9 protein-coding genes are annotated in these 12,343 nt (G+C 43.7%); 3 read left to right on the forward strand and 6 right to left on the reverse strand.

From position 1 onward, the window contains the following. Positions 1-14 precede the first annotated feature (14 nt). Together PLH26_RS03665 and PLH26_RS03670 are read left to right on the forward strand one after the other, a co-directional pair. Complete coding sequence (locus PLH26_RS03665; RefSeq protein WP_324584631.1) at positions 15-2,261, forward strand: FUSC family protein; 2,247 nt, start codon at positions 15-17, stop codon at positions 2,259-2,261. A 269-nt stretch (positions 2,262-2,530) separates the two neighbouring features. Next, positions 2,531-3,280, forward strand: a complete 750-nt coding sequence (locus PLH26_RS03670; protein ID WP_324584632.1) for a murein L,D-transpeptidase catalytic domain family protein — start codon at positions 2,531-2,533, stop codon at positions 3,278-3,280. A 56-nt stretch (positions 3,281-3,336) separates the two neighbouring features. Here the strand turns inward: PLH26_RS03670 and PLH26_RS03675 are convergent, their stop codons facing one another. Both PLH26_RS03675 and PLH26_RS03680 read right to left on the reverse strand, forming a co-directional pair. Further along, positions 3,337-4,029 (reverse strand): response regulator transcription factor, encoded by a 693-nt coding sequence (locus PLH26_RS03675; RefSeq protein WP_324584633.1) that lies wholly within the window; start codon positions 4,027-4,029, stop codon positions 3,337-3,339. Further along, on the reverse strand, positions 4,016-5,440 hold the full coding sequence (locus PLH26_RS03680) for a sensor histidine kinase (RefSeq protein ID WP_324584634.1): 1,425 nt from the start codon (positions 5,438-5,440) through the stop codon (positions 4,016-4,018). The genes PLH26_RS03675 and PLH26_RS03680 overlap by 14 nt, the downstream gene beginning before the upstream one ends. A 144-nt stretch (positions 5,441-5,584) precedes the next feature. Between PLH26_RS03680 and PLH26_RS03685 the strand changes: the two genes are divergently transcribed. Then, positions 5,585-5,731, forward strand: a complete 147-nt coding sequence (locus tag PLH26_RS03685) for a hypothetical protein (protein WP_324584635.1) — start codon at positions 5,585-5,587, stop codon at positions 5,729-5,731. A 75-nt stretch (positions 5,732-5,806) separates the two neighbouring features. Here PLH26_RS03685 and PLH26_RS03690 read toward each other — a convergent pair whose 3' ends face one another. From PLH26_RS03690 to gcvT, 4 genes are all read right to left on the reverse strand, one after another. After that, positions 5,807-9,571: a DEAD/DEAH box helicase gene (locus PLH26_RS03690; protein ID WP_324584636.1), complete on the reverse strand. Its 3,765-nt coding sequence runs from the start codon at positions 9,569-9,571 to the stop codon at positions 5,807-5,809. Positions 9,572-9,657: 86 nt separating this feature from the next. Next, positions 9,658-10,431: a 2-phosphosulfolactate phosphatase gene (locus PLH26_RS03695; protein WP_324584637.1), complete on the reverse strand. Its 774-nt coding sequence runs from the start codon at positions 10,429-10,431 to the stop codon at positions 9,658-9,660. A 62-nt stretch (positions 10,432-10,493) separates the two neighbouring features. Further along, entirely contained in the window at positions 10,494-10,967 is a 474-nt protein-coding gene (locus tag PLH26_RS03700) for an SRPBCC family protein (RefSeq protein ID WP_324584638.1), read from the reverse strand. 23 nt (positions 10,968-10,990) lie between these two features. Next, entirely contained in the window at positions 10,991-12,124 is a 1,134-nt protein-coding gene (gene gcvT / locus PLH26_RS03705) for a glycine cleavage system aminomethyltransferase GcvT (RefSeq protein WP_324584639.1), read from the reverse strand. Positions 12,125-12,343: the final 219 nt, after the last annotated feature.

A 12,343-nucleotide genomic window follows, 5' to 3' on the forward strand; every position in this document is an offset into this window, starting at 1 on the left:
AATTTTGCGGCACAATGCTGCGTACTATTTCGGAGTTTAACTACATTAACGAATTTAAGAAATTCATAACCGGGCAATACCTTACAAAAGGACTGAGAATTACAGTAGGAGCCATATTGCCCGCCTGGATTTTATACAGGTTCAACCTGCTGTCTGTTGGCATTGCATTGCCATTGGGAGCATTAATGGTTAGCCTTACCGACTCGCCGGGACCGATCCATCACCGCAGGAACGGCATGCTGGCCAGCAATATCTTCAACTTTATTGTTGCCATAATTATCGGGTATACCCGCAGTTATCCCTGGCTGTTGGCTGTTGAGCTTACTGTATTGGGTTTTTTTCTCTCCTTTACCGGTATTTATGGCAATCGTGCCAATGCCATTGGGCTGATCGCTATAATTGTAATGGTGCTTAATATTGACGTGCATTCCGGGCAGGAGCGGGTGATGAGCGATGCGCTTTTCATGCTGGGAGGAGGCGTCTGGTACATGCTGCTGAGCCTTTTGCTGTATTCGCTAAAACCGTACCGGCTTATACAACAGGCGCTTGGCGAATGTATCATGCTTACCGCCTCTTATCTTAAAACAAAATCAAAATTATACAAAAGCAATGTCGTATACGATGAAGTGTATAAAGAACTTCTTCCGTTGCAAATAAGCATACACCATCAGCAGGAGCAGTTGCGGGAATTATTGTTCAAGGCAAGAGGATTTACCAGGGAGTCTACAACAAGAGGACGGGTTTTGTTGATGATGTTCATTGATTCGGTTGACCTGTTTGAGCAGGTAATGACATCACAACAAAATTATAAATCGCTTCATGAATATTTTAAAGAGGGAAATATACTGGAGCAATTCAGGCGGCTCATTTTAGAAACGGCAAATGAGCTGGACAAAATAGGGCTCGTTATTCAAAGCGGATTCCCGTCAAGGGATACCAACGGCTTAAGCATGCTTATCGGGGAAACAGAGGATGCGTTTGTAGCCTACAGGGATGTCTTTCTGAAGCCCGGTAACCTGGAAGGCTTTATCAGCCTCAGGCATATTTTGAACTCCGTAAAAGATATTGCCGACCGCATTAAGCGCCTGCGCAGGTACACGGCTTACAACAGCGAGACGCACCAGGAAATAAAGCATGAAATAGATGCCGGGGACTTCGTTTCGCGCCAGGAATTTGACCCGAAGCTGCTGGCGGAGAACTTTTCATTGAAATCCAATATATTCCGCCATTCCCTGAGGGTTAGCCTGTGTATTTTGGCGGGGTATATTATTGCCCAGTTCCTTCCTTTCGGTCATGGCTACTGGATACTTTTAACTACGGTTACCATATTAAAGCCTGCATACAGCATCAGTAAAAAGCGAAACGTGGAGCGGCTGATGGGAACATTAGCCGGTGCAGGAGCCGGTTTTTTATTGTTGTACAATGTGCAAACCGATACCGTGTTATTTGGCATAATGATCATTGTTATGATCGTTGGGTACAGTTTTCTGCAGATCCGGTATTCAATAAGTGTGGCAGCCATTACAGTATATGTGCTGCTTGCCTTTCACTTCCTGCATCCTGCCGATTTTAAAAGTCTGGCAACCGATCGTGTAATAGACACGGCTATAGGTTCAGCAATTTCTTTCACTGCCGCTTTCTTCTTCTTACCGCGGTGGGAGCGGGAGCAGGTAAATGAATATATTCATAAACTAATGGAAGCCAATCTCCGGTATTTTAGTATAGTGGCCCGTGCATTTTATGCTACGGCACCGCAGATCAATGCCTATAAAATAGCGAGAAAAGACGCTTACGTTGCATTGGCCAACCTTTCGGATGCTTTTCAGCGCCTGTTATCGGAACCTAAGAATAAAACGAAACAGGCGCAGTTGCTGCATCACCTGGTGGTAAGCAATCATATGCTCACGTCCCATATTGCCACGCTGGGTATATATATGCAGTCCCTGGCGCCGAGGTATCATTCGGATGCATTTAAAGCTGTGGCAGACAGCATAGAGCGGCAAATGGGCATTGCCCTGTCGCAAAACAGCGGGAGCGAACCGGCAGATCCTGCCGAAAAGGGATTTGCGCAAATACGCGATATTATCCATGACCTTTTGGCGCAAAGGGTATCGGAGTTAACAGATGGGGCGGTAAACAGCAATGTAAGAAAAACCCTGTCGGGCTTTAAAACCATAACCGACCAGTTTGAATTGATCTATACCATAACAATTGATATCAATAAGGTGCTTGGAAAATTAAAATTCGTACCCGAAAAATGATAAAACGCTTTGAACATTTTAACCGAATCACTAATTTTAAAGAATATCGTACGTCTTGCGTTTTAAAAATTGTTAATGTATGTCAAAACAAAGCAGTAATCGGGACCGGGATCTGTATCTTTGCAGCCTTTTAAATGATCACAAACGGCCCTGATCTTAAAAAGGTTAGGTAAACAATTGTACCTGGTTTAAGAAGATATTCTCCCAGATTATATTTACAATATCCCAAAACTAATGCCGTTAATATGAGGCTTAGAAATTGTAATCCGATGAAATTCCATTCCGTACCTAAAAAACTGGCATTTGCCATTCTTTTTATTGCACCCGTGCTCATTTCGGGTATCAAAGCGAACCGTTTTTCCCCTGTTCTTCCAACGGTAAGCTATTATCTTCCAAACGATTTTCGTACAGAGGTGCGCAAAGTATTTGTAAGCCGCTTATACGACAGCATTCATTTACAGGAGCTCGGACTTCAAAAAAATGTGCTTGAGCTGGCAATGAAAGGATTCAGCAAACTGGCCAACAAGGGCAGGCTGAACAGAGACAGCATCCTGACGATCATTGATTTTTCAAAGTCATCGCGTGAAAAAAGGATGTATGTTATTGACCTGAAAAATGTTGAGCTTTTGTTTAACAGCAGGGTAGCGCATGGAAAAAATTCGGGGATGGAATATGCACGTCAGTTTTCCAATATCATGGCATCTCATAAAAGCAGCCTGGGGTTTTATGTAACTGCAAAAACATACCGTGGCGAAAACGGTTACTCGCTGCGTTTGCAGGGAATGGAAAAGAATATCAATGATAAAGCATTCAGGAGAAATATCGTAATACATGGCGCGGGTTATGCCGATGACCGGTATTTGCAGGAGAGAGGGATGCTTGGAAGAAGTTACGGCTGCCCGGCAGTGCCCATGGAAGACCACAAAGCTATTATTGATGCCATTAAAGAGGGCTCCTGCCTGTTCATTTATTCGCCCGACAACAGATATTTGAAATTTTCAACGGTCTTAAACGGTTAGATAAATATAAGAATGGTTAAGGTTGAAGCCTGGTCTGCTACGGAGACCGGGCTCTTTTATTCCATCACAAACCTGTAACCAATTCCTTTTACGGTAATGATCTCCAATGCAGGATCGTTTTTGAGGTAGCCCCTGATTTTGGTGATGTATACATCCAGCGTCCTTGAATTAAAGAATGAATCGCTTCCCCATAATACGTTCAGGATATCTCTTCTGTCAATAATATGCTGGCGGTTTTCATACAGCAGCTTCAACAATTCGCTTTCCCTGAAAGATAATTTTTTCTCCTCCTTATCGTAGGTCAACGTTTGCCGGTGCGGATTGAAAATATATTTGCTCATCCGTATCTCATCCTTTTGTTCCGCGTTTTGTGCTTCATTATTGCGGTAGCGCAACGCATTTTCCACACGCACAATAAGTTCTTCCATGCTAAAAGGCTTGCGGATATAATCATTGGCCCCTTTATGAAATCCTTTTACCAGGTCGGTGGTTTGGGTTTTGGCAGTTAAAAAAATGATGGGCATGGCAATATCGGCCTGCCTGATCTCTTCTGCAATGGCAAAGCCGTCTTTATTGGGAAGCATGATGTCGAGGATACAAATATCGGGGTCAATTTCATGAAATTGTTTCATTACATCTGCGCCATCCATTTCCAGAAAAACTTCATACCCCCTGCTTTCAAGACTTTCTTTTACAATTTTTGCCAGGAACATTTCATCTTCAACATACAGTATTTTAGTTTTCTTCATGGGTGATAGGCAGTTTTATGGTGAATTCACTTCCGTTGCCCGGCTCGCTTTGCAGGTTAATGGTGCCCCGGTGCTGCTGAACAATATGGGCTACATAGCTCAGTCCCAAACCGTATCCCTTAATGTTATGCCTGTTATCGGTTGGAACACGGAAGAATTTTTCAAAAATTTTATTTTTAAATTCGGCAGGTATGCCAATCCCGTTATCTTTCACCTTTAATATGCATTCATTGTCTTTACAGATCAGGCTTACATCAATAACGGGTTTGTCTTTGCTGTACTTGAGCGCATTATCCAATAAATTATACAGCACACTGGTAATATGCAACTGATCGGCCGTTATCATGAACCGGTTACCGGAGCTGTGCAGGTTAACTTTTGCTTTTGCTTTCTCAAATTGCAGTGCCATAGAATCAATTACTTCGCTTGCCAGTTGCTTTATATCAAAATGTTCATATTTTAGCTCTGTCTGCTGTTTTTCAAACATCGAGAGCTTAAGCACCTTGTCTACCAGCATAGACAGCCGGCTTAGTTCATTGCCTGCTATATCAAGGTATTCTTTTGTACGCTCGGGCTGCTGCAGCACATTAAAATTTTTTATCGCTTCAATGGCTACGCTTACTGTGGAAATAGGCGTTTTTAGCTCATGAGTGATATTGCTTATGAAATCGTTTTTGATGTTGGTAAGCCTTTGCTGGGCCCTGAGATTCCTGTATAAAACGGAAAAAGCGGTGATGGTTAACCCGATCAGGAAGATAGAAAAAACAATTTGAGGTAAAATTTTTTCAAAAATATAATTAAAAGTACTGCCTAACTGTACCTGGTAGCTGATCGGATGTGTGAGGCCGATGGTGGCCTTATTCCATTGGGGCCGCGGTTGCTCATCGCGCTTTATCTCAGACTCCTCCTTTCTTATAATAGAAAAGGGAACGGAGATACCTTCCTTTTGCAGGTTTTTTGTGTACGCGTCCCGGATATCCATAACCCTTAGCGAGTCCTGAAGGGAATCTATGCCGATCAGGAACTCAAAAAACCTTCCCCCGGCTCTGTAGCTCCTGCGCAAAGCAGTGTCGTCGGGTGCCGAACCTGCAGGTCTTTCTACTGTAATAATAGAATTGCGTGTGGGTTGCGGGGGAACGGTGTAAAAAGAATCGCTCATGCGTTTTCTTATGGTTTCTGTAAACCGGGCTATATCCGGTGGTAAGCCGTAGCGCAGCCTGGAGCTGCTGTCTAATTTTAATTTGGAGGCCTGAAGATCGAAAACCGATTCGCGGAATATTACATTGGTGCGAAAGCGAAGCACTCTTTTTTCTTCGTTGACCTTTATAACGATCCAATACACCTGGAAGGCAGCGATCAAAGCGATGGCTGCCACCATTAAACCAACCGATATGCTGAATTTGCGGTTCATATGGCTGCAAAAATATATTTTACCCCTTGCATGTGGCTATTGCTTTAACCTTAATTAACCTCTTATCCTGAAATATAATAAAATGTTTCATGCTGCGTTACTTATAAATCCCACTTCATCCAATATTATATTAAAACAGCCATTATGAACTCCTTCACAACGCAAAAGCCATTTCATCTCAACAGGTTGCTTTTCAGCTTATTGAATAAAATTATGCAACGTCCTGACTTTTATCCCATTAAATATTATCATAAAAAAAGAAAGGGAAGAAGGGAGCTGGAAAGTTTATAGCTGACCGCTATTGCTTATTGGCTGTGGGGTGGTTGCTGAAGGCTGATGCCCTGACCGTTGAACGCCAACCACCACTTAGCTGAACAGGTATTCCACATCGTCTCTCGAAAGGCTCTTAACAAAAGTGTTATCATCCGCTATCAGGTCTCTCGCTAAAGAACGCTTTTTTTCCTGCAATTGAAGGATCTTATCCTCAATGGTGTCTTTGCAGATCATGCGATAGGCAAAAATGTTTTTCGTTTGTCCTATACGGTGTGTGCGGTCAATGGCCTGCTGCTCAACGGCAGGGTTCCACCACGGGTCTACAATATATACATAATCGGCCGCGGTAAGGTTCAATCCCACGCCACCGGCTTTAAGAGATATCAGAAAAGCCCTGCAGGTATCATCATTCTGAAAGCGATTGATGGCTCTTTCTCTTTCCTGCGCAGATGTGCTTCCATCAAAATATTCAAAGGGTACATCCAGCGTTCTGAGCTTATCCTTGATCAGGGCCAGCATACCCAGGAATTGTGAAAATACAAGTGCTTTATGATTGCTTATGTTTTCGGTGATCTCCCTTGCAATTTCTTCCAGTTTGATGGAATGATTGGGATACTTTTCAGGTTCATTCATAATTGCGGGAGAATCGCAGATCTGCCTAAGCTTCATTAAGCCCTGCAAAATGGTTAACTGCGAACGCTCAATGCCCTGCTCATTGATCACACCCAGTATCTTATTCCGGTAGTCGTTGCGGAAAGCTTCGTAAATTTCCCTTTGCTCAGCCTGCATTTCGCAAAACAGGATCGTTTCTGTTTTTTCGGGAAGGTCTTTTGCCACCTGCTCTTTGGTACGGCGCAAAATAAATGGATACAGCAGCTTCTTCAGATGCTCTTTCCTGTCCTGCTCCCCAAACTTATCAATAGGAGTGGCAAATTCATTCCGGAAATATTCGATACTGCCCAGCATGCCCGGGTTTAAAAAATTCATCTGCGCGTAAATATCAAACGTATTGTTCTGCAAAGGGGTACCGCTCAGGCAGAGCCTGTTCTTTGATAACAGCAGGCCGGCAGCTTTGGTTACCTTGCTTTGCGGGTTTTTAATGGCCTGTGATTCATCAAGAATAACATAATCAAAACGCATGTCCGTAAGCAACTTAATATCACTGCGCAAAGTGCCATAAGTGGTGATAATAACATTATAGGCATCGAAAGCTTCCTTACTCCTGCTCCTGTCGCTTCCGTGATGAATGTGATAGGTAAGCCCGGGCGTGAATTTTTTTATTTCATTTTCCCAGTTGAACATCAGGGTGGTAGGACAAACCACCATGGCTTTCAGTGCATTGTGGGTATCGCGGTAAAACTGCAGAAATGATAAAGCCTGCACTGTTTTACCTAAACCCATGTCATCGGCTAAAATACCGCCCCAACCTACCTCACTCAAATAATTAAGCCAGTGATAGCCCGCTACCTGGTAAGGACGTAAAATATGTTCCAGCCCCCGGGGCGGATCAATTTCATTAATGCGGTTAAATCCTCTCAGCCTGTTGTATTTCTCTTCCAGTTCTATTAAAACCTCGGCTTCGTTCCTTTCTTCATACAATTCGTCAATAACGCTGAGATGGTATTTTGAAAGACGCAAAGCATTGTTTTTACCCTCGCCTACCCTGAACAGCAGTGAATACTTTTTTACCCAGCCTTCGGGCAATATGCCGAGGGTGCCATCATTAAGCTGAACAAACTGCTGTTTGTTGGCCAGCGCTCTTTTAATTTCGTCTATGCTTACCTGTTGACCGTCGAACACTACTTTTACCCTGGCGTCGAACCAGTCCATACCGCTGCTGATATGGATTTCAGTAGAAGGACGGGCTGTATTAAAGCGAAAGTTTTTCAGCACATCAAAACCCACTACCGGCACATTCATTTCTTTCATGCTGTCGATGAACAAAAAGAACCAGTTGTTCTTTAAAACGTCCGCACCTTTTAAAGCCAGTGTGGCTGCTCCTTCGGGATGAATGAAATTGGAATGAAGGCTTTCCAGTTTTTTTATGAATTGCAATTCTGCCTGCCGGTTGCGGTGAATTTCAAGCACTTTATCGTTTACCTGCAACGTAATGATGTCTTTTGCATTGAACCGTGTTTCATAGCCCTTGTAAGAAAATAAAGGCACGAACAACAGGTAATCTCCTTTTTCCTGCAACTGCACTTTCACCTCCGGGTCGCCATCCTTTACTTCCTGAACAAGGCTTTCGGCAAACCGCACTTTATAATCTTTTGTTAGCGGGATAATGGCTTTTTTCAGGTAACCGGGCCAGTCCTCTGCGTCAACAAGCAGGTTCTCCTTTTGGAAAAATTTTTCAATTTCCATTATATCTTCCTGCCTGCTCCAGTTATAAAATGTATCCGCATATTTAAAAATCATATGACTGTTCCACTCGTTTTCCTGCAAAGGCACTTCTGTTCCGTTTACCTGCACATAACAGGCTATTTCCATTTTTGCTTTTTGGGCATTTACATGAAAAACGGGGGTTGCCGTTTCATCAGACAGCTGAACCGGCAGGAGATTGGAAGTAATAAAATTCTTCCTGTGCGGCAAAAAATAGATGAGCGGATTATCTTTTTGCTCGTTAAATAATTTAAGCAGTTTAGGATACCAGTATTCGGTGATCAGGGATTTGGTTTCCTCCGGAAGATCATCGTCTTCGTGATGGATAATGTTTTCCCATATTCCCGAAAAAGGGGAATTGCGGCTCACATATTTATTTACTTCAGCTTCGTTCAGCTTACGGATCTGCTGCAGGAGCTGCTTATCCTGGTCTGTATACTGATCTGCGTTTACAAATTTTACAATATCAAGCTTTTCAATTTTACCGCTGAAGCCTGTGCTGCTGTCATTTATTTCTCCGCTAACGGCATCCAGTGCAAAGTAAGGGTATGCTGCTTTTGTTTCATTAAACACCACACCAACGCGGAGGATGTTTTCGGCGGGCAACGGAACTTCTTCTTCAGCTATTACAGGTTCCTTTTCCGGAACAACAGTGCGTGATTTTAGCAATCCACCCGATACAGGATCCGCTCTTTTAATAGAAGGATCGAGCACCCGCAGAAAAGGTTTCCCGTCTTTATAGGTAAATTCAAATTTTCCTGTCAGGTCGTCCTCCAGTGAATAGCCATATGCTTCCAGCAATTTATTTTTTTGCTTGTCCCAGTTACGGATAGTATCAAAATAATAAGGACCGTAAGCATTAAGCAATTGCAGGAACAGGGCTACTTTGTGCACACAAAGCGGGTGTTCCTGTTCATCGCATTTACAGGAAGTATCAAAATTCCGCTCCTCGTTTTTTTGTATTACCAAAGGGAAGGATTCGCCATTGGACACCAGGCTTGCTTCTACCCTTTCGTTTGCCGCACTTATGATATTTGCTTTTTGTTTTTGTAATATTTTTTCGGCTTCTGCATAAATATCGGGCGAGCTCAGCAGCCGGATGCTTTTGAGCTCAATATCCTTCATTTTAATAACAGTATGGCGCTGGTGATACAATACATCTTTTTCGCCGAGCACATTTTTATCGAGCAGCTCCTGCAACTGGAGCAGGGCTGCTGTTTCATGGCGGCAAATATCTCCCAGATTATACGGGCAGGTACAGCGAACCGACAAACCTTTGGGATCTTTATATTTTTGAACGTATACTTTGTAAAAGGTGGCATAGCTGTCATCCTTCACTCTAAAGGTAACAGACCCCAGCAGGTCATCGTGTTCAATCAATTCAACGTATCCGATAGAATGGATCTTTTTGCCCCTGCGGATTACTTCATCTGTGCCATTATTGTATACAAACTTAATAAGGTGTGGTAAAGCCATGCTTGAGAAAAATTCGGTAATTCACGCCCATCGTTCAGAAAAGGCTAATTGGCGAAATTACAAAAAAAAGCGCAGTAGAGGTTAGGTTAGAAGGACGGGGTAATATTTTGGGGCCGCGGGTCTCCATTATATGCTGCTGTCAGCTTTCCTTCGGCGTATACAGGCAGTATATCGGCAATATCGGGTGAAAGGCAGTACCGTATGTCCTTTTCCAGTCCGTAGCCGCTTAGGCGCAGGTAATGCGAAGCCTGCCTGTCTTTAACAAACTGATAAATATCGGGTTTGGCTTCCATAAACAGCGTATGCGCTATGGTAGACGAATCGCAGTTGATATTAAAATATGCTTTTACCCTGTCAATAACTGCTCCTGCGAACAGTGTATCCTCCAGGTTTATCCTGTCTTTCCACGCAGCACAGGCCAATACTACATTTTGTTTTTGTGCAATGAGGTGGGCAGCTACGGCCGATAAATTGGGGAAGGATCCTGTGATAATATTCTTTGCACCTCTTTCAAGCGCCATGTATAACAGCCGGGTACCGTTGGTGGTTGTGAGTACAAGTGTTTTATTTTCGATGAACACACGGGGATATTCAAAAGGAGAGTTACCATTTTGGAGCCCTTCGGCGATCTTTCCGTCCCGTTCCCCGGCAGTAACCGTCCCGGGCGTCCTGCCCAATGCTATACAACGGGCCACGGTGTCTACAGGCACAACGCAGGCAGCCCCATTGTATAACGCCGTGGCAATAGTAGAGGTGGCCCGCAAAACGTCAATGATTACAACGATCGTATTGTTTACATCGTAAAGATGCAGCATAGAAGGCGAAAGCGCCGTGTGTAGTGCAGGTTTATTTCCGTTCATATAAAACCACGCTGTCGCGAAAGCTGCAAATATCTGAAAGAAAGCGGGATCTACATAAAAGATCAGCCCATTACGGCACGCCACTTTTCCGATTCGGCATAAAGCTTTATCAGCGCATTGCGTTTGTTAAGCAAAGCTTCAAAATAATTTTTCATGAAAAATTTTCCCAGCATGCCGCCTACCGCATCCCTCGGTTCTTCCATTTCAATGAGGTCAATGATCAGGGTGCCGTTCTCAACCGGTTTAAAATGATGCTCATGCCTGAAGCTCTTCAAATCGCCCTTCACCTGCTCCTCCACAAACTTTTCGGGGATATTCATTTCCAGTATCCTTGCGGTCATAACTCTTGTTTTACCCAGGTGCCTGGCAGAAAGCGTAATGGTATCGCCGGCGTTCACCAATATTCCGGCGGCGCTTGCAGATAAACTTTCATTTCTGCTTTCGAGCGCTTTTTTATACACGGTGATATTGCGGCAAAGGTCAAATACCCGTTCAACAGGGGCTTTAACGAATGTGGTAAGATGAATGGAAGCCATAGGACATAAAGGTTATTTATATATTATATTTGTTGCACAAAAGGCAGCTTTACTACTTTGGCCTTTAGCGGCTTATCTCTTATCTCAATATACACTTCACTGTCTATGACCGCAAACTCTGTTGTTACATATCCCATCCCTATGGCCCGTCCCAGGGTGGGAGACTGTGTACCGGAAGTCACCCGCCCAATTAAGTTTCCTTCTGCATCCCTGATCCGGTAATCGTGCCGCGGAATGCCTTTATCAATCATTTCAAAACCCACTAATTTTTTATCGGCGCCCGACGCTTTTTGTTTTTGAAGATATTCACTCGCCGTAAAAGGCCTGGTAAATTTAGTGATCCAGCCCAAACCTGCTTCTAATGGTGTTGTAAAATCATCAATATCGTTTCCATACAAACAATAACCCATTTCCAGCCGGAGCGTATCCCTGGCGCCCAGTCCTATGGGTTTCAGGCCCACAGGTGCACCCGCCTCAAATATGGCGTTCCATATGGTTTCCGCATTCCCTTTCTCACCCTGCCCGAATGGCTCATCCGGGCCAACGGCAGACAAATCTTCAAAGTATATTTCCACACCGCCGGCCCCGGTATACCCGGTAGCGCTGATCAGCACATTATCAACCCCGGCGAAACGGCCCTTTACAAAAGTGTAATATTTCAGGTTCAATATGTCCAGCTCCGTAAGCGGCTGCAGGATCTTTGCCGCATTGGGTCCCTGCACTGCCAGCAAACAGGTTTTATCCGAAATATTATGCATTTCCACATTCCCGGTATTGTGATGGCTGATCCAGTCCCAGTCTTTTTCAATATTAGAAGCATTAACCACCAGCATGTATACTTTATTGTATTCGATGCAATATATCAGCAGGTCGTCAATGATTCCGCCGTTTTCATTGGTGAGGCAACTGTATTGTATCTTGCCGTTGGTAAGCCTGGATGCGTCATTGGTGGTTACCCGCTGAATGAGATCCAAAGCTCCTCCACCTTTAAAAATGAATTCTCCCATATGGCTAACGTCAAAAACGCCGGCATTGTTACGTACGGCAGCATGCTCATCGTTAATGCCTGTATAGGAAATCGGCATATTATACCCCGCGAACTCAGCCATTTTGGCGCCGGCAGCAATATGTTTTGCGGTAAAAGGCGTTTGTTTCATGAAAATCAATTATTAATATTTAAGCAGGCAGTGCTGTATATTATTGTGAAAAGTGAAAAAGTGAGTAGTGAGTAGTGAGTAGTGAGTAGTGAATGGTGAGTAGTGAGTAGTGATAGAAGAAAGCTTAATTCACTTTTCACTTATTGCCCATTCACCCATCCTTATGTGCGTGCCTAAAATAGGTTGACATTTTTTTTAAATTATTCAAAAAGATCAAGC

Source organism: Agriterribacter sp. (assembly GCF_035444585.1).
Taxonomy (GTDB): domain Bacteria; phylum Bacteroidota; class Bacteroidia; order Chitinophagales; family Chitinophagaceae; genus Agriterribacter.

Coding starts and splice junctions, on each gene's coding strand:
- PLH26_RS03665 (WP_324584631.1), top strand. CDS start 15: ATGCTGCGTACTATTTCGGAGTTTAACTACATTAACGAATTTAAGAAA.
- PLH26_RS03670 (WP_324584632.1), top strand. CDS start 2,531: ATGAAATTCCATTCCGTACCTAAAAAACTGGCATTTGCCATTCTTTTT.
- PLH26_RS03675 (WP_324584633.1), bottom strand. CDS start 4,029: ATGAAGAAAACTAAAATACTGTATGTTGAAGATGAAATGTTCCTGGCA.
- PLH26_RS03680 (WP_324584634.1), bottom strand. CDS start 5,440: ATGAACCGCAAATTCAGCATATCGGTTGGTTTAATGGTGGCAGCCATC.
- PLH26_RS03685 (WP_324584635.1), top strand. CDS start 5,585: ATGAACTCCTTCACAACGCAAAAGCCATTTCATCTCAACAGGTTGCTT.
- PLH26_RS03690 (WP_324584636.1), bottom strand. CDS start 9,571: ATGGCTTTACCACACCTTATTAAGTTTGTATACAATAATGGCACAGAT.
- PLH26_RS03695 (WP_324584637.1), bottom strand. CDS start 10,431: ATGAACGGAAATAAACCTGCACTACACACGGCGCTTTCGCCTTCTATG.
- PLH26_RS03700 (WP_324584638.1), bottom strand. CDS start 10,967: ATGGCTTCCATTCATCTTACCACATTCGTTAAAGCCCCTGTTGAACGG.
- gcvT (WP_324584639.1), bottom strand. CDS start 12,124: ATGAAACAAACGCCTTTTACCGCAAAACATATTGCTGCCGGCGCCAAA.